This window comes from Campylobacter sp. GTC17093 (genome assembly GCF_055397635.1).
This window is the reverse complement of sequence record NZ_AP038832.1, coordinates 377,636-395,403: the sequence shown is the minus strand read 5'-3', so window position 1 is coordinate 395,403 and position 17,768 is coordinate 377,636. Positions and strand designations below refer to the sequence as shown.

At 31.8% G+C, this 17,768-nt stretch carries 15 protein-coding genes and 1 pseudogene; 9 read left to right on the top strand and 7 right to left on the bottom strand.

Annotated features, from left to right (window positions below; genetic code table 11):
- Nucleotides 1-70: 70 nt before the first annotated feature.
- Nucleotides 71-1,100, bottom strand: a pseudogene (locus ACZ5VL_RS01935) (cytochrome-c peroxidase).
- Between the two features lie 187 nt (nt 1,101-1,287).
- Here ACZ5VL_RS01935 and flhB point away from each other — a divergent pair.
- Nucleotides 1,288-2,355, top strand: coding sequence for a flagellar biosynthesis protein FlhB (gene flhB / locus ACZ5VL_RS01930; protein ID WP_464199415.1), 1,068 nt, complete (start codon nt 1,288-1,290; stop codon nt 2,353-2,355).
- Nucleotides 2,356-2,359: 4 nt separating this feature from the next.
- Here flhB and motB read toward each other — a convergent pair whose 3' ends face one another.
- From motB to uvrA, 5 genes are all read right to left on the bottom strand, one after another.
- Nucleotides 2,360-3,070, bottom strand: coding sequence for a flagellar motor protein MotB (gene motB / locus ACZ5VL_RS01925; RefSeq protein WP_464199413.1), 711 nt, complete (start codon nt 3,068-3,070; stop codon nt 2,360-2,362).
- 8 nt (nt 3,071-3,078) lie between these two features.
- Nucleotides 3,079-3,849 (bottom strand): flagellar motor stator protein MotA, encoded by a 771-nt coding sequence (motA, locus tag ACZ5VL_RS01920; RefSeq protein WP_464199411.1) that lies wholly within the window; start codon nt 3,847-3,849, stop codon nt 3,079-3,081.
- A 64-nt stretch (nt 3,850-3,913) separates the two neighbouring features.
- A complete protein-coding gene (polA, locus tag ACZ5VL_RS01915; RefSeq protein WP_464199409.1) occupies nt 3,914-6,538 on the bottom strand; it encodes a DNA polymerase I in 2,625 nt (874 codons plus the stop codon).
- 8 nt (nt 6,539-6,546) lie between these two features.
- Nucleotides 6,547-6,852, bottom strand: a complete 306-nt coding sequence (locus tag ACZ5VL_RS01910) for a hypothetical protein (protein WP_464199407.1) — start codon at nt 6,850-6,852, stop codon at nt 6,547-6,549.
- Nucleotides 6,849-9,671 carry an excinuclease ABC subunit UvrA gene (uvrA, locus tag ACZ5VL_RS01905; RefSeq protein ID WP_464199406.1) on the bottom strand — a complete coding sequence of 941 codons (2,823 nt, stop codon included), beginning with the start codon at nt 9,669-9,671 and terminating at the stop codon, nt 6,849-6,851. Before uvrA ends, ACZ5VL_RS01910 begins: the two co-directional genes overlap by 4 nt.
- 127 nt (nt 9,672-9,798) lie before the next feature.
- On the opposite strand from uvrA, the gene ACZ5VL_RS01900 reads away from it, so the two are divergent.
- From ACZ5VL_RS01900 to ACZ5VL_RS01890, 3 genes are read left to right on the top strand one after another with little or no spacing between them, the layout of a single operon-like run.
- Nucleotides 9,799-10,152: a CidA/LrgA family protein gene (locus ACZ5VL_RS01900; RefSeq protein WP_464199405.1), complete on the top strand. Its 354-nt coding sequence runs from the start codon at nt 9,799-9,801 to the stop codon at nt 10,150-10,152.
- Nucleotides 10,153-10,161: 9 nt separating this feature from the next.
- A complete protein-coding gene (locus ACZ5VL_RS01895) occupies nt 10,162-10,854 on the top strand; it encodes an LrgB family protein (protein ID WP_464199403.1) in 693 nt (230 codons plus the stop codon).
- 14 nt (nt 10,855-10,868) lie between these two features.
- Nucleotides 10,869-11,432, top strand: a complete 564-nt coding sequence (locus ACZ5VL_RS01890; RefSeq protein WP_464199401.1) for a cytidylate kinase-like family protein — start codon at nt 10,869-10,871, stop codon at nt 11,430-11,432.
- A gap of 1 nt (nt 11,433) precedes the next feature.
- Here ACZ5VL_RS01890 and ACZ5VL_RS01885 read toward each other — a convergent pair whose 3' ends face one another.
- On the bottom strand, nt 11,434-12,171 hold the full coding sequence (locus ACZ5VL_RS01885) for a sulfite exporter TauE/SafE family protein (RefSeq protein WP_464199400.1): 738 nt from the start codon (nt 12,169-12,171) through the stop codon (nt 11,434-11,436).
- A 115-nt stretch (nt 12,172-12,286) separates the two neighbouring features.
- Between ACZ5VL_RS01885 and ACZ5VL_RS01880 the strand changes: the two genes are divergently transcribed.
- The 5 genes from ACZ5VL_RS01880 (at nt 12,287) to trpA (ending at nt 17,709) form a co-directional block, all read left to right on the top strand.
- Nucleotides 12,287-13,534, top strand: coding sequence for an anthranilate synthase component I family protein (locus ACZ5VL_RS01880; RefSeq protein ID WP_464199399.1), 1,248 nt, complete (start codon nt 12,287-12,289; stop codon nt 13,532-13,534).
- The gene (gene trpD / locus ACZ5VL_RS01875; protein WP_464199398.1) at nt 13,531-15,132 is read left to right on the top strand and encodes an anthranilate phosphoribosyltransferase; all 1,602 of its coding nucleotides are present in this window, start codon (nt 13,531-13,533) and stop codon (nt 15,130-15,132) included. Before ACZ5VL_RS01880 ends, trpD begins: the two co-directional genes overlap by 4 nt.
- Complete coding sequence (locus ACZ5VL_RS01870; RefSeq protein ID WP_464199396.1) at nt 15,119-15,721, top strand: phosphoribosylanthranilate isomerase; 603 nt, start codon at nt 15,119-15,121, stop codon at nt 15,719-15,721. Before trpD ends, ACZ5VL_RS01870 begins: the two co-directional genes overlap by 14 nt.
- A gap of 64 nt (nt 15,722-15,785) precedes the next feature.
- Nucleotides 15,786-16,967 (top strand): tryptophan synthase subunit beta, encoded by a 1,182-nt coding sequence (trpB, locus tag ACZ5VL_RS01865; protein WP_464199394.1) that lies wholly within the window; start codon nt 15,786-15,788, stop codon nt 16,965-16,967.
- Nucleotides 16,960-17,709, top strand: a complete 750-nt coding sequence (gene trpA / locus ACZ5VL_RS01860) for a tryptophan synthase subunit alpha (protein WP_464199392.1) — start codon at nt 16,960-16,962, stop codon at nt 17,707-17,709. The genes trpB and trpA overlap by 8 nt, the downstream gene beginning before the upstream one ends.
- Nucleotides 17,710-17,768 lie beyond the last annotated feature (59 nt).

The following is a 17,768-nucleotide window of genomic DNA, read 5'->3' as shown; positions in this document are numbered from 1 at the left end:
GATAGTATATCTCAAATTTACTTAAAAGATTGTAAAACTATCTTGCAATATTGCAAGATAGTTTAGAAAATTAAAATTTAAAGTCAGGTTTTGGAGTTTTGTTTGTGCTAGCTGGAAACATAGGGTAAGTTACTTTTGGCATCTCGCCTGTTAGCGATTGTAAAAAAAGTTTTTATACTAGAAGCTTCTGCATCTGTTATTTCTATACCAAGTTGAAGACTTCCCATAGTTTTTATAGCTTCTTCTATGCTCCAAATTGCACCATTATGGAAATAAGGCGCGGTTAAAGTAATGTTTCTAAGGGTTGGAGTTTTTACAAGACCATTTGCATCTCCTTTGAAATCGCCAAGATCAGCAAATTTATATTTTTTAGCTAGATCAAATGCCTGCATACTTCCGCCTAAATTTATGCCATTATGACAAGTTACACAACCTTTGTCTATAAAAAGTTTTAAGCCATCTTGTTCAGCCTTGCTAAGAGCTTTTTTATCACCTCTTAAAAATTTATCATATTTTGAAGGAGTTATAAGTGTTCTTTCAAACATTGCTATTGCATCGGCGATATTGTCAAATGTAACGCTATCTTTTCCATATATTTTGGTAAACTCAGCAACATATTCTGGAAGTGAAGCTATTTTTTCAACTGCTAAATTGGCAGGAGTTGCCATTTCTACTGGATTTTCTATAGGTCCTTTAGCTTGATCAGATAGAGTTGCGGATCTACCGTCCCAAAATTGAGTTGTGTTGAAAACAGAGTTATAAACTGTTGGAGAGTTGAGATGATGTGGATTTTCTTTCCACCCATGCCCAACTGCTGCGCTTACGCCATCTGTTCCACCAAGTCCTAGATTATGACAGGTGTTACAGCTTATAATTCCACTTTTTGAAAGTCTTGGCTCAAAATATAATTTTTTACCAAGTTCTGCTTTTTCATTTGTAAATTTACCAGGTTCTAAGCCAATAGATTTAAGCGCACTATCAACTTCTTTTTGTGTTTTAGGAAGAGGTAATAATCCAGCGTCTTTTGCACTTTGTGCAAGATCGGCAGCAAATGTAGAGCTAACAATTAGCATTGAAGCAACTATGGAAATGAATTTCATTTATAATCCTTTAATAAAATATTATGTATAAATTTTATTTTACAATAATTTTTATTAAAGAAATTTAAAATTATAATGTTTAAATAAAAATATTTCTTTAATATAACTAAGTGATTTAAATTTAATATTACTAAATTTAAAAATATCTTGATATAATAAATTTTTATATCTCAATAAAAGTTTATAAATGGCTGATGACGAAAAAACAGAAGAACCCACATCCAAAAAGATTGAAGATGCCAGAAAAGAAGGCAATGTTCCTAAAAGTCAGGATTTATCTGGATTTATAACTCTTCTTGTAGCGCTTATCTTGGTTCTTGTAATGATACCATTTATAGGGAAACAACTAATTTTTTTATATCAATATTATCAAAGCATGATTGGCGTAGAATTTACAAAAGAATTAGTTTATGAAATAGTTATTACTTCAGCACTAAGAACCTTGATGATGATTTTGCCAATAGCAGTAAGTGTTGCTATAGCTGGAGTTATAGGTAGTGTTATGCAGTTTGGTTTTATTTTTACAACAAAACCACTTGAGTTTAATTTAAATAAAATAAATCCTTTAAGCGGTTTGAAAAAACTATTTTCTCTTAAAAAAATAGGAGAGAGTCTAAAAATAATTTTAAAAGTAAGTTTGGTTTTTATAGTGGCGTTTTACTTTTTGCTTTCATTTACAAAAGAGCTTCCACAAACTCTTCTTTTTACAATGTTTAATCAACTAATATGGCTAAAAGAAAAGATTATAATATTAGCTTCTGTTATGTTGCTACTTTTTTTGATTATATCGATTTTGGATGTATTTCTTGTGAGATTTCAGTATTTTAAAGGACTTAGAATGAGCAAACAAGAGATAAAAGATGAGTATAAACAAATGGAAGGTGATCCACAAATAAAAGGTAAAATTAGGAGTTTACAAAGACAAATGGCGCAGCGCAGGATGATGCAAGATATTCCAGTTGCAGATGTTGTTATAACTAACCCAACCCACTACGCAGTTGCATTAAGGTATGATAAGAGTAAGGAAAATGCACCTGTGGTATTAGCAAAAGGAGTTGATTATCTCGCACTTAGGATAAGAGCAATTGCTACTGAAAATAAAGTTCCAATTATAGAAAATCCGCCTCTTGCAAGAGAGCTATATAAGGTTTGTGATATTAATGATGAGATACCAGCTAATTTATATAGAGCCGTTGCTGAGGTGTTAAGCTTTGTGTATTCTAGTAATAGAACAAAATTTAAAAACAAGCTATAAAAAATTATTTTTGTGCATTTCCAATGCTATCTAAAACAGATTTTTGTGTTTTTACATCGTTTTTGTTAACTTTAAAATATATTTTTACTGATTTTGAATTATTGTTTTTAAGAGAATTTTTTATGCTGGAAAATGCAGAAAAATTTAAAGATTTTGAATCTATACCATTTTGCGATAAAGCTTTTGTAACATTATAAGCTCTTTGTGATGCTAATTTAAAATTTTCTAAATCATCGCTGTAGTCATCAGCATATCCGCGCACTTCTATATTTACTTGAGATGGAAGTTTTTTTATGGTTAGAGAAACTATTTTTATGAAATTTATTATATTTGGATCGTTTATATCAGCACTTCTAGGCTCAAATTTGATAGAAGCAGGAAAATCAAGCGCCACTTGAGACTCTTTTTGATCAAGCAATGACATAAGTTCTTGACCTACTTCAGAATCTGAATCCGCAGAGAATTTTTTATTGACCATTGCATCTTTATTCGTATTTTCCATTCCACCAGACTTTTGCCCTTTCATGGCAACAGTTTTTGGTTGGTCAAATATTTTTATAAACTCAGTTTGTAAAGCTTCTGTTTTACTTTTGCTTGAATCAGAAATTGCCCAAAGAGCAATAAACAAAGCTAGAAGTAAAGATAAGAAGTCGGCATAAGGAACAGCCCACTTTTCACCAGCTGGACACTCCTGAGGTTTGTTCTTTTTTGACATTTTTATCCTTAGTTAAATTGCGAAACTCTAGGCTCGCCTTGAGGCAAGTAGTTAAACAATTTTGCTTCCAAATTTCTTGGGTTTGCACCTTCTGAAATGCCAACAATTGCTTCTATTATTATAATTCTTTGTTTTATTAAATCTTTTGCATTTGACATCATCTTTGTACCAAATGGTATAAAAAATGCATAAGCTCCCATAATTCCAGTAACTGTTGCTGTAAAAGCACCAGCAATACCAGCAGCCATCGCAGCAGGGTCTGAAAGAAGACCAAGAGCAAGCATAAGACCCATAACCGCACCAACTAGACCAAATGTTGGACAGCTTTCCCCAGCTCTTATCCAGTAGTGTGAACATTCATGATAATATTCTTCTAACGCTTCTAGTTGTAGTTCAAGATTTTCTTTTATTTCGTCAATTGGCTGTCCATCTATCATCATCATCATGCCATCTTTTAAAAATTGATCCTCTATAGATGCTGTTTTAGATTCTAATGCCAAAATCCCATCTTTTCTAGCTATTGTAGAGTATTCTACCATCATGGAAATAGTATCTCCAAAATTTACGCCAGCTCCTTTAAATACAGTTTTTAGCTCTTTAAAGGCAGCTTTTACATATCTTTTATGTGTAGCTGTAACAGAAGCAAGCATAGCTGTTGGGATAACGATCAAAAATGATGAAAGATGTATAACGTGTATAGGATTTCCACCCTCAAGGATATCGCCCACAGAGATACTTGTGATTGCCAAAGTTAGACCTAGTATAGTAGATAAATCCATTTAATCTCCATTAAACAATTGTCCCGCCATTATACTTCAAATTTCTTAAAATTTGTATTAAATTTTATTTTAAATCCCCCCAGTTTTGCGCCATGCTTAGGCTTGTTTTAAGCGGAACATTTAATTTAATTATATTTTCCATTATATTTTGAGCTTTAATTCCAAACTCGCTTGCTAGCTCTTCTTTAACTTCAAAAACAAGCTCATCGTGAATTTGAAGTAGCATTTTTGTATTATCATTTAAGTGTTTAGAAATTTCAAGCATTGCAATCTTTATGACATCAGCCGCACTTCCTTGAAATTTTGTATTGACAGCTTCTCGTTCATACATCGCAAGTTGCATTGGAGTAGCCTTAGAGAAGTCAAAGTAGCGTTTTCTACCAAGCAAAGTAGTAGTAAAACCGCTATTTTTGGTATCATTTTTTATACTTTCTAAAAACTCTTTTATAGTTGAAAATGCTTTAAAGTATCTATCAATATAATCTTTTGCATCGTTTCTTGAAATATTGATTTGATTCGCAAGTTTGCTTGAGCCCATGCCATAAATTAGCCCAAAATTTATGCTTTTTGCTATAGCTCTATAGTTGCTATCACTACTTCCAAATATACTTATAGCCGTTCTTGAATGGATATCTTCATCTTTGTTAAATGCATCTAAAAGTGCAGGATCTTTGCTAAAATGTGCAAGAAGTCTTAATTCGATTTGTGAATAATCAAGCGATATAAAAGTGTAACCATCTTTTGCTTCAAAGACTTCTCTCATTTGTTTGGCTAAACTTCCGCGAGCAGGAATATTTTGTAAATTTGGATTTTTACTCGAAAGTCTTCCTGTAGCTGTACCTGTTTGAATAAAACTTGTAAAAACTCTATTGTGTTTATTTTTATTTGCAAGCGTATAAAGTGGCTCACAATATGTACTTTGGAGTTTGTAAAGTTCTCTATATAGTAATATTTTATCAATCACTGGATGCTCTTCTAGAAGTGAGTTTAGTACATTTTCGTTTGTACTATAGCCAGTTTTTGTTTTTTTACCAGTTGGAAGATTTAATTTTTCAAAAAGCACTTCTCCAAGCTGTTTTGGAGAGTTTATGTTAAATTTTTCACCACTTAAATCATAAATTTCATCTGTTAAAATTTTTAGATTTTTCTCATTTGAGCCAATTAGTTCTTTTAATTTTTCTAAATTTAGCTTTATGCCGTTATTTTCCATATCTAAAAGTACTTTTATGAAAGGAAATTCTAAATTCTTAGCTAAATTTAAAAGCTTTTCATCAAGAGAATTTTTAAAGGTATTAAAAAACTTAAGCGTTATCCAAGCATCTTCGCTTGCATATTTTAGTGCATTTTCAAGCTCAACGCTTCCAAAATTTTCACCTTTTTTAACAACTTCTTCAAATTTTATCGTATCATAATCATAAAGTCTTTTTGCAAGATTATCCATGCCTGCACTAAGCTCAGGATTATCAAGCCAAGCAAGTATCATGGTATCTGCGTATTTTTTAGGTAAATCTATGCCAAGGCAGTTTTTTACTATGTTAAAATCATATTTTAAATTTTGCCCAACTACAAAACCTTTGAAAATTTTCTCTACTGCCCACGTAGCAGCTTTTAGGCTAACTTGTTTTGGTGCACCTAAATATTTATGCGCTAGAGGTACATAATAGCTTTTTTTATCATTAAAACAAAATGAAAAACCTACTATGTTTGCTGTTTTGCTATCAAGACTTGTGGTTTCGGTATCAAAAGCTATAATGGTATCTTCACTGATGTCGTGTAAAATTTCGCTTAAAACACTTTCATCTAATATAAGCACTGGTTCGAAATTTAGGGTTATTTTATCGGCTTTTTGTTGTAAATTTGAAAGAATGCGATTTAGTGAATAATCTTTTAAAATTTCAGTTACATTTAAAAGTGGATTAGTTTGAGGAAACTTTGCTTTTGTAATGTCTGGAACTTCTATGTCATCGTATAAAGAGGCTAGTTTTTTGCTAAGAAATGCATTTTCTTTTCCTTCTATTAAAAGATTTCTAGTTCTTTCATTTCCAACTAAGCTTAAATTTGAGTAAATTCCTTCTAAATTTTTAAACTCATCAAGAAGTTTCTTGGCACCTTTTTCTCCTATACCTTTGATTCCTGGGATATTATCAGATGTATCACCACAGATGGCTAAAAAGTCTATTATTTGTTCTGGAAAAACACCGTATTTTTCATAACAACCATCTCTATTATAAAGCTCTTTTTTTGCAGCTGAGTATATATTTACATTTTCAGAAATTAGCTGATATAGATCTTTATCGTGAGTTACTATGTTAATTTGCATTTCGTTTTTAAATTTTTTTACTACGCTTGCTATTATATCATCTGCCTCATAACCTTCTTTGCCAAGACTATAGAGTCCCATTTTTTCTATCATATCTATACAAACTACAAGCTGTTCTTTTAAATCTTCTGGCGGGCTAACGCGGTTCATTTTGTAGTTTGCATCAATCTCGCTTCTAAAGGTTCCCCCCTTGCTATCAAGTGCAAAGATGATGTAATCGCTTTTGAATTCATTCTTTAAATTCATTATGAAATTTGCAAAACCGTTTACCATGCCACTTGGTTTGCCATTTGCTGACTTAAGTGAAGTCATTGCATAGTAAAGTCTGAAAAAAAATCCAAATGTATCAACAATAGTTAGTGTTTTCATATATACTCCTAAAGTTTTCTATATTTTTTACAAAAGTTGCAAAATTTAGAGTTATGCAAGGTGATACCAAGCCCCATAAATGTAATCACACCAAGATAGGTTGTAAGCATATCTAGTAGGAAATAAAACACAAGCTGTTTTCCTTGCATTTCAACTTTAGATGAAAAATACATAGATATACAAACTGCTATGATAAAAACCCCAAAGTGTTTTAATTTATTTGGAATTTTTATAAAAAAGCTCAATATAAAAAATGGTGCAAGACAAATCGCACCTCTTAACATCGTGCTTAAAAAAAGATAAACGGCTATCACTTTTTTCCTTTTAATTCATAGCTCAAATACTCTCCTGTGTAAGAGTGTGTTTTTTTGTAGTTTTTTGCTATTTCTTTTGGTGAGCCTGTTGCTATTATTTTTCCACCTCCAGCTCCACCTTCTGGACCCATATCTATTAGATAATCACAGTTTTTTATGATATCCATGTTGTGTTCTATAACAAAAACAGAATTTCCAAGATCAACAAGATGTTGCAAAACTTTTGTAAGTTTGTCTATATCTGCGAAATGTAGTCCAGTTGTTGGCTCATCTAATATATAAAGTGTGTTTCCAGTATCGCTTCTGCTTAGCTCTTTTGCTAGTTTTACGCGTTGAGCTTCGCCTCCACTTAGAGTTGTAGCATTTTGACCAAGTGTTATGTACCCAAGACCAACATCATGAAGAGTATGTAAAATAGCATGGATTTTTGGTATAGCTTTAAAAAACTCTAATGCATCATCTACGCTCATATTTAACACATCTGAAATATTTTTGCCTTTGTATAAAATCTCTAATGTCTGGGCGTTGTAACGAGTGCCATTGCATGTATCGCAAACTACTGTAATATCAGGCAAGAAGTGCATTTCTATTTTTATTTCACCATCGCCTTGGCATTTTTCACATCTGCCACCTTTAACATTAAAGCTAAATCTACCTATTTTGTATCCTCTAAGTTTAGCTTCTTTGGTTTGTGCAAAGAGATTTCTTATTTCATCCATTACACCTGTATAAGTTGCGGGATTACTTCTTGGAGTGCGACCTATTGGACTTTGATCAAGATATATAACTTTATCAAGTTTTTCAAGGCCATCTATGATAACGCCTTTTGTTTTTTTGATTTTTTTGGCATGATTTAGTTGCTCAAGTGCATTTGGAAGAAGTGTTTGAAGAACAAGAGAGCTTTTCCCACTTCCACTAACTCCTGTAATCCCTACTAAATTTCTAAGCGGAAATTTAGCGCTTAAATTTGATATGTTGTTTATATTTACATTTTTTATTTCTAAGAAATCTTCTTGTTTTCTGTTTTGATAATATTCTATATTTTTTTCACCATTTAGATACTGTGCGGTTTGTGTTCCTGATTTTAATAAATTTGCAACATCTCCGCTAAATATCACATTTCCACCATGCATACCAGCTCCTGGTCCAATATCAACTACAAAATCTGCTTCTTCTATAGTCTTTTTATCGTGCTCTACTACAATTACTGAGTTTCCTTTTTCTTGTAGACTTCTAAGTGTTGTGATTAGTTTTGCTGTATCTCTTTCATGAAGCCCTATGCTTGGCTCATCTAAAACATACATTACCCCACTTAAGCCACTTCCTATTTGAGATGCGATTCGTATCCTTTGAGCCTCACCACCACTTATAGTTCTTGCATCTCGCCCTAAACTAAGATAACCAAGTCCTACATTTTTAAGAAAATAAAGCCTTGCATTTATCTCATTTAATATAGGTAAAGCTATGGTTTTTTCTTGTTCATTTAGATAATTAAAATTCTTCTCATCGCTAAAAAATTCTACACACTTTTCAATGCTCATATCTAAAATATCACCTATCCCAACGCCTGCAACTTTTACACTTAAACTTTCTGGTCTTAATCTATGCCCAAAACAATCAGGGCAAACTTTCTCGCTCATAAAATTTTCTAAATCTTTATGATCTTTTAAGATATCATAAGCCATCTTTATAACACCTTCAAATTTACGTGTTAATTTGTGCCTTTTCCATAAAAATATGATATCTTTTACACTTCCATAAAGTAGAAGTTTTTGGTCATCTTCACTTAAATCGCAGTATGGCACATTTGTTTTTATGCCCATTTGTTCGCAAAATGCTTGTAAAAATTTAGCGTAATAACTTTTAAAAAATCCATGCATTATTTTTATAGCACCACCTGTGATAGTAGCGTTTTCATTTATAATCTTTGTTAAATCTAAGCTAAATCTTATTCCAAGTCCATCGCAGCTTTCACAAGCTCCTTTTGGAGAGTTGAAACTAAATGAAAGTGGCTCAAGCGGTTTAAAAGAAATTTTACAATCAAAACAAGCCATATGTTCGCTAAAATGGATGTGTGAGTTTTTGATATCAAGTTCTTTTGCGTTTGCTATCTCAACTTCAACTTCTCCAAAACTCTCATGAAGTGCTTTTTCGACATCATCTGCAATTCTTGCTGAGTTTTCTTTACTTACGCTAACTCTATCTATGATTATAGAAATGGAGTGTTTTTTGGTTTTGCTAAGTTCTATCTCTTCATCTAGACGCACCATAACACCATCAATTATCGCTCTAACGTAGCCTTTATTTCTCATATTTTCTAAAATATCAGAAAAAGTTCCTTTTTTTTCGCGAACTATTGGAGAGATGATAGAAATTTTTGCTCCATCAGGAAATTTTAAAATCTCATTTATAATATCACTAGCACTCATTTTTGAGATCGGTTTGCCACATTTATGGCAGTGTTGTACGCCAATTCTTGCATATAGCAAACGCATATAATCATAAATTTCAGTTATCGTCCCAACAGTTGAGCGAGGATTTTTAGACGTTGTTTTTTGGTCAATTGCGATAGCTGGTGTTAGGCCTTCTATCTTTACAACATCAGGTTTTGCAATTCTATCTAAAAACTGCCTTGCATATGAGCTTAAGCTTTCTAAATATCTTCTTTGTCCTTCGGCATAGAGTGTATCAAATGCAAGTGTGCTTTTGCCACTCCCGCTAAGTCCTGTAAAAACTACGAGTTTATTTTTGGGTATTTTTAAATTTATATTTTTTAAATTATGTTGTTTGGCACCTATCACATTTATAATATCATTCATTATTTTTCCTAGCTTTGATAAATCAAATTTAATCTTTTATTATAGGCAAAAAAATATAACATATGTTTAAATTTATAAACTTATATTATAAATTGATATATAATCTTTTAAAAATTAAAGGAAAATAATGAAATATTTAAAACAAATTATGATTATTTTAGGCATATCTTTTTTAGCCGAGATGCTAAGTTATGATTTGCCAGGAAATATACCAAGTAGTATTTACGGGCTTGTTATCATGTTTTTTGCTCTATATTTTAAGGTAATAAAAGTTCATCATATAAGAGAAACTGCTGTATTTTTCATAGAGATAATGCCAGTTGTTTTTATACCAGCTGGAGTTGGTCTTATAAACTCACAAAGTGAAATTTTAAAAAATTTCTTTCCTATAATTACGATAACATTTATCAGTACAATTGTAGTAATGCTTGCGAGTGGTCTTATAACACAGATGGTTTATAAATTTAGTAAGAAAAATTAATAAGTTATCATGAGAGAAGTTTTTTTAAATTCTGCATTTTTTGGCGTATTTTTATGCTTAGCATCACATCAACTGGGCATTTTTATAAAAAGAAAGTTTAAATTTTCCATCTTAAATCCGCTTTTACTAGCTATAATTTTTTGCATATTGTTTCTTTATTTATTTGACATACCGTATGATAAATTTAATGCAAGTGCAGGACATATAAGTTTTTTTCTAACCCCAGTAACAATTTGTTTGGCTGTGCCTTTATACGAGCAATTAGAGCTTTTAAAACATAATTATGTTGCCATAATGTTAGGCTTGATAAGCGGTGTATTTTTTGGTCTTTTGAGCATATTTGCTCTTAGTTTTGTTTTTGGACTAGATCATCAAATGTATGTAACTATGCTTCCAAAATCCGTAACAACACCAATTGCCATAGGTATTTCACATAAGCTCAATGGTATAGTTACTATAACAGTTGCTTTAGTTATTATAACTGGAATTTTTGGTAGTATCATAGCTGATAGCTTGTTTAAAATATTTAAGATAGATAATAAAGTTGCTAGAGGCGTATCTCTTGGGTGTGCATCACACGTAATGGGAACTGCAAAAGCTATAGAATATGGAGATATAGAAGGCGCTATGGCATCTTTATCCATAGCAGTAAGTGGACTTTTAACGGTTATTGGCGCATCTATTTTTGCAAAATTTTTTTAAGTTAAGGATAAAAAATGATAATATCTATAGGAAGACAAACAGGAAGCGGTGGTAGAGAGATAGCCTATAAACTCTCAAAAGAACTAAATTTTACTTATCTAAATAAAGAAAAATTGCTTCAAAAGGCTAAAGATTTTGGCTATTTTGAAGAGATGAATAGACTTTATAAAGAAAAACCAGTCAATTCTCTTTTGCAAGCTATTGTTAAAAACGAAATAGCCGTAGAACGAAAAGATAGTATAAAAAAAATTTATAATGAACTAACAAAAGATGATAACTATATCATAGTTGGAAGATGTGCTAACTATTTTCTAAGACAAAATAGTGAGTTTTTATCTGTATTTTTACACGCTAATATGGAATTTAAGCTAAAAAGGATAATGGAGCAAGAAAATTTAAATAGGCAAAAAGCTAGCGATTTTATAGAGTTAGAAGATGAAAATAGAGAGTCATTTCACAATTACTATACAGATGAAAAATGGGGAGAGAGTATTTATTATGATTTATGTATAAATACGTCTAAATTTGGTATAGATAAATCAATGGTTTTGATCATAAATGCTTTGAAAGATTTATGATTTAAAGAAATATTATTTTTCTTAAAGTTAGTAAAAACATGCTTATATACAGAACTAAAAGCCATTTTTTTTGTAAACTTTTTTCCATTTTAAAGCTTACCCCAGTTCCATAATAAACTCCAAGCAAACTACCTAAACCTAGGATAATTCCTGCTTGATAATTTACATGCCCATTTATAGCAAGTGATATAAAGCCACTAACTGAGCTAAATATTACAAAAAATAGCCCTATAGAAACTGCTTTTTTTATATCTACACCTAAAAAGCCAACTAAAATAGGAGTTAAGAAAAGCGCACCACCAATGCCCATGCTTATAGCGATAGCTCCTATGCAAAAACCTATTATGAAAAGCGTAAAATTTGGTGGATTTTTAGGCTTAGCATTTAAATTTGAAGTAAAAAATTTGATTATAGCTATGATTAGAGTTAAAAGTAGTCCGATTTCTAGAATTTTTTCATCAATAATACTTACTATAAAACCGCTTAAACTAGCCCCAGCAAGTCCGCCAAATCCTACAAAGATACCATTATCTATTTTTAATCTTCCCTTTTTATAATTAACAAAAGATCCAAATGTCGCGCTAAATAACATCTGAAGTATGGAAATTCCAACAGCTGTTTTTATATCATATCCCATGTTTATCATCATTGGCACAACTATAGTTCCACCACCTATGCCAAAAAAACCAGAGCAAAAACCAGTAAAAATGCCAAAAACAATTAGAAAAAAAATTTCCATAATAATATCTTTATTTTTAATTTGGTTTTGTGATTTTACCTATATTTTTGTTAAGAGACGGTAAAGTGATTTTATTTTATAATGCTTTAATTATATACTTAATATATGGAGTTTTATGCTTTTACTAGAGCCTTTGGCATGTTATGAAAAAATTTTAAAAATTTATAAAAATAGCTTTTTGGCTGAAGATAGCTTGCAAGTTATAATTGGAGTTGATTGTACTTATGTAAGTGGCGAAAATTTATGTGAGTTAAAAGACAAATTTAACTCTACTAAGGCTAATAAAATAGCTCCCTTTGCCGGTCTTTTTGGTGTGATGAGCTATGATATAGTTAAAACTATAGAGAGTATTGGGATAAAAAAAGATAGTTATTATGACTTTCCAAATTTCTACTACGCAAACGCAAAAGCTTATATTCACTATGATAAAATGAGTAAAATTTATACATTTTATGATGATTTAAATTTAGAAGAAAGACTCTCTAGATCTTATATAAAAAGCGAAAAAAAAGAGTATAAATTTAAAATTTTAACAGATTATCAAAAAGAAAAATCCTACTTCTTTGATATGCTAAAAAAGGCAAAAACTTATATAGAAAATGGCGATATATTTCAAGTTGTTTTAGGTGAAATTTTAAGGGTTGAGACTGATTTATCCAGCCTTGAGTTTTACAAAAAACTAAAAATAAATAACGAAAGCCCCTATATGTTTCACTTTCCTACTATGTATGGCGATGTAGTTGGAAGCAGTCCTGAGCTTGTGTTTGAGATAAAAGATGATAACATTTTTGTTGCCCCAATAGCAGGAACAAGAAAAAGGGGAGAAAGCCACGAGAAGGATATGCTTTTAAAGGCTGATTTGCTAAATGATGAAAAGGAACTTGCTGAGCATAAAATGCTTATAGATTTAGCAAGAAATGACATAGGGAAACATGCAAAATCGGCATCCGTTAGAGTTGCAAAACCAATGCAAGTTGTATTTTATGAAAGCGTTATGCATATCATCAGCGAAGTTTGGGGTAAAAAAGATAAAAATAGTGATAACTTTGATATCTTTTCAAGTATTTTTCCAGCTGGAACGCTTAGTGGAAGCCCAAAGATAAGGGCTATGCAAATCATAGATGAACTTGAGCTAAAAGAGAGAAAAGTTTATGGTGGAGGCATAGGGTTTTGGCATTTTAACGGCAACGTGCAAATGGCAATACTTATAAGAAGTGCTATTTTTAGTTCAGGCATCGCATACATAGGCGCAGGAGCTGGCATAGTTTATGATAGCGTCCCCGAAAATGAGTATATGGAAATTTGCAACAAACGAAACTCATGCCTAAAAGTTATAAAAGAGTTGTGTAAAGAAGAAAAATGATACTTATAATAGATAATTACGATAGTTTTGTTTACAACATTTATCAATACATAAAGCAGATGAGTAGTGATAATGTGATGTGTGTGAGAAACGATAAAATCACGCTTGATGAGATAAAAAGGTTAAATCCAACTCACATCATCTTAAGTCCTGGTCCAAAACATCCAAAAGATAGTGGAATTTGCTTAGAAATTTTAAAAGCTGATTTAAATGTGCCTATACTTGGCGTTTGTCTTGGTCACCAAGCAATCGGTTTTGTATTTGGCGGAGAAATTTCTAAGCTACAAAAACCACTTCATGGTAAAACTTCTCATATAAAAGTCTATCAAAAAGGGGTAATATTTGATGGATTAAGCGAAGAGTTTAGTGTCATGAGATACCATTCTTTACATGTTAGTAAGTTACCAACTGATTTTGAAATTTTAGCAAAAAGCTTGGATGATGATGTTGTAATGGCTTTTAGGCATAAAAATAAACCTATTTTTGGTGTGCAGTTTCACCCAGAAAGCTATTTTAGCGAGTATGGCAAAAAAATTATAGAAAATTTTATAAATTATAATATAAATTCAAAAGGAGAAAATATGACAAGTTTTGCCCCATACATGTTAAAGCTTCAAAAAGGATATCCGCTTGATAGCTCGGATTATGAGGTGATCTGCAAGGCGCTTGATGATAAAGATTATGATATCGTGCAACTCGCAGGGCTTCTAGTGCTAATAAGCGAAAAAAGCCTTTATGCTGATAGTCTTGCTGCGTTTGTAAAAAATATCTTAAAATACTCACTTACTTATAGTGATGATGGTGAGTTTTTTGATATCGTTGGAACTGGTGGAGACCGCTTAAAAACGATAAATATCTCCACAACTACAGCTTTTATCCTTGCAGCTCTTGGCGTGAAGGTTTCAAAGCATGGCAATAAAGCAGTTACAAGCAAAAGCGGAAGTAGCGACGCGCTTAGTGCTTTAAATATACCAATGAGCGGTAGTTTGCAAGAAAACAGAAAACTTCTTGAAGAAAAAGGTTTAGCGTTTTTTCATGCGCCACTTTTCCATAAAATAACAGCTGAGGTTAAAGAAGTTCGCGATCGCTTAAAGATAGGAACAGTTTTTAATATGCTTGGACCACTTTTAAATCCAAATTTATCGCTTCGTTATCAAATAGCTGGAAACTACCTTGAAGAAGTTAATGAATTGATGGCAAAAACACTTATGAACTTAGGTAGAAAACACGCTTTAGTAGTGCATGGAATGGATGGTATGGATGAGATAAGTATTTGCGATGAAACGCTAATCCACGAAGTAAAAGATAATAAAATCATAGAGTATAAAATCACGCCTGAGCAATTTGGATTTAACAGAGCTTTTCATAAAGATGTTGAGGGTGGAACTGGTGAAGAAAACGGCAAAGTGCTTGAGGCAACTCTAAAAGGCGAGATAAGCGGGGCTAAATTTGATATAGTTGTCTTAAACGCTATGTTTGGCATGTATTGTGCGCAGAAAGTAAAAACCCCAATGGATGCAAAAGAGATGATTTTAAAAGCTATAAAAGATGGCAAAGTTTGGGAGTTTTATCAAGATTATAAAAATGCAAAAAATTAAAATTTGTGGCATAAAAAGCTCTAAGGAAGCTAGAAGTATTATAAATTTAAACATAGATTATCTTGGCGTTATTTTTGCGCAAAGCAAAAGAAAAGTTAGTGTAGACATAGCATGTGAGATTTCAAATTTAGCTCATACAAACGCTAAAAAATGCGTAGGTATTTTTGCTGATATAGATGAAAATGAGATTTTACAAATTTGTAAAACTGTAAATTTGGATATAGTTCAAATTTATGGTGAAATTTTACCAAATTTATATGAGGGCTTGCATGCTAAAAACATAGAAATTTGGAGAGTTTTTAATATAAGCAATGAGTTTCCAAATTTAAATGATAAATTTTATGATATGGCGCTTTTTGACTCCAAAGGTGAAAAACTTGGTGGAAATGGAACTAGCTTTGATTGGAGTATTTTAAAAGATTTAAAACCATATAGTTTTGGCTTAGCTGGTGGAATAGGGCTAGAAAATGTCTGCGAAGCTGCTAAATACAAACCAAGGGTTATTGATATAAACAGCAAAGTTGAAGATGAAAATGGTATCAAAAATCCTCAAAAAATATCTCAAATTTTAGAAAAATTACGTTTTTAAATTTAAAAAGATAAATTTAAAACCATTTTGGTATAATTAATAAATTTTAAATCAAGGTAAATCTATGAACAAAAAAAGTTATTTTGGTGAATTTGGTGGCCAATTTCTGCCAGAAACTGCAATGTTTGCCCTTGAAGAGCTTGAAGAGGCTTATGAGAGAATCGCAAAAAGCAAGGAGTTTAAAGAGGAGCTTGATTATCTTTTAAAAGAGTATGTTGGTCGTCCAACGCCACTTTATCATGCAAAAAGACTAAGTGAGCATTATGGTCATGAAATTTATCTAAAAAGAGAAGATTTAAATCACACAGGTGCCCATAAAATCAATAATGCCTTAGGACAAGCTTTGCTTGCTAAAAAAATGGGTAAAAAGAAAGTTATTGCTGAAACAGGCGCAGGACAGCACGGCGTTGCAACTGCAACAGCTGCTGCACTTCTTGGGCTTGAGTGTGATGTTTATATGGGTGCAGTAGATGCTAAGAGGCAAGAATTAAATAAATTTAGAATGCATCTTTTAGGAACTAGTGTTATAGAAATTAATGAAGGTTTAAAAACACTAAAAGAAGCTACAACTGCAGCAATTCAAGCTTGGGTAAATGAGATAGAAAGCGTATTTTATGTTATAGGTTCTGTTGTTGGACCATACCCTTATCCTACTATTGTTAGGGATTTTCAAAGAATTATAGGTGATGAAACTAAGATACAACTTAGGCAAAAAGATATAAAAGCTGATTATGTTATTGCATGTGTTGGCGGTGGAAGCAATGCTATGGGTATTTTTACAGCATTTATAGATGATAAAAATGTAAATTTAATAGGTGTTGAAGCTGGTGGCCTTGGTGCAAATACTCCATATCACGCTGCAACTATGACAAATGGACGAGTTGGCATAATTCATGGTATGAAAACTATGGTTTTACAAGATGAGTTTGGAAGAAATTTACCAGTTCATAGTATATCGGCTGGACTTGATTATCCTGGTATTGGGCCAGAACACGCCTATTTGCGTAGCATAAATAGGGCTTATTATGCTGCGATTACAGATGACGAGTGTATAGAAGCCATCAGGTTAACTTCACGATTAGAAGGGATTATACCTGCAATTGAAAGTGCCCATGCTTTGGCATATCTAAAAAAGCTTTGTCCGACTTTAAAACAAAAATCAACAATAGTTGTAAATGTTTCAGGAAGAGGGGATAAGGATGTAAATACTATAATGAATTACAAAAAAGGAACAATATATGGATAAGATATCTTTGGCTTTTAAAAATAAAAAGGCAAATATCGGTTATATAGTAGCTGGTTATCCGAATTTAGAGTATACAAAAGAGCTTATAAATTCCCTTGATAAAAGTGCACTTGATATCCTTGAAATAGGCATTCCATATTCAGATCCTATAGCTGACGGTAAAGTAATATTTGATGCTAGTTTTGCTGCCATGCAAAATGGCGTTGATACAAAGCATATTTTTAAAATGTTAAAAGAGTGTAAAACTGATAAATGCTTAGTTTTTTTAGTTTATTACAGCCTTATATTTTCTTATGGAATTGATGATTTTTTAAAACAAACAAAAGAGTGCGGTATAAGCGGCCTTATAATACCTGATTTGCCGTATGAAGAAAGCGAGGAGCTTTTTGAAAAATCCAAAGCTTTAGGTATTTGTTTGATACCTCTAATAAGCGTAACTTCGGAACATAGACTAAGTAAACTTTTGGAAAGATCAAAAGGTTTTATATATGCGGTTGGTTCTATTGGTGTAACGGGTGGAAAACAAACGCCAGTATCAAGGCTTAAAAATATGGTGGCAGATATTAAAAAAGCTACAAATTTACCTATAGCAGTTGGCTTTGGTATAAGAACAAATGAAGATGTGAGGCTCACTAAAACCTATGCAGATGGTGTCATAGTTGGGACAAGTATAGTAAAAATAACATCTCAGTTTAGTGTTTCAGATGCAATAAATGAAATTTCAAAAATTTTTGAAGAGTAAAATTTATAAACATTTTACGGTTTTTAAAGTATAATTATATAAAACTAGCTTAAAAGGAT

Coding starts and splice junctions, on each gene's coding strand:
- flhB (WP_464199415.1), top strand. CDS start 1,288: ATGGCTGATGACGAAAAAACAGAAGAACCCACATCCAAAAAGATTGAA.
- motB (WP_464199413.1), bottom strand. CDS start 3,070: ATGTCAAAAAAGAACAAACCTCAGGAGTGTCCAGCTGGTGAAAAGTGG.
- motA (WP_464199411.1), bottom strand. CDS start 3,849: ATGGATTTATCTACTATACTAGGTCTAACTTTGGCAATCACAAGTATC.
- polA (WP_464199409.1), bottom strand. CDS start 6,538: ATGAAAACACTAACTATTGTTGATACATTTGGATTTTTTTTCAGACTT.
- uvrA (WP_464199406.1), bottom strand. CDS start 9,671: ATGAATGATATTATAAATGTGATAGGTGCCAAACAACATAATTTAAAA.
- ACZ5VL_RS01900 (WP_464199405.1), top strand. CDS start 9,799: ATGAAATATTTAAAACAAATTATGATTATTTTAGGCATATCTTTTTTA.
- ACZ5VL_RS01895 (WP_464199403.1), top strand. CDS start 10,162: ATGAGAGAAGTTTTTTTAAATTCTGCATTTTTTGGCGTATTTTTATGC.
- ACZ5VL_RS01890 (WP_464199401.1), top strand. CDS start 10,869: ATGATAATATCTATAGGAAGACAAACAGGAAGCGGTGGTAGAGAGATA.
- ACZ5VL_RS01885 (WP_464199400.1), bottom strand. CDS start 12,171: ATGGAAATTTTTTTTCTAATTGTTTTTGGCATTTTTACTGGTTTTTGC.
- ACZ5VL_RS01880 (WP_464199399.1), top strand. CDS start 12,287: ATGCTTTTACTAGAGCCTTTGGCATGTTATGAAAAAATTTTAAAAATT.
- trpD (WP_464199398.1), top strand. CDS start 13,531: ATGATACTTATAATAGATAATTACGATAGTTTTGTTTACAACATTTAT.
- ACZ5VL_RS01870 (WP_464199396.1), top strand. CDS start 15,119: ATGCAAAAAATTAAAATTTGTGGCATAAAAAGCTCTAAGGAAGCTAGA.
- trpB (WP_464199394.1), top strand. CDS start 15,786: ATGAACAAAAAAAGTTATTTTGGTGAATTTGGTGGCCAATTTCTGCCA.
- trpA (WP_464199392.1), top strand. CDS start 16,960: ATGGATAAGATATCTTTGGCTTTTAAAAATAAAAAGGCAAATATCGGT.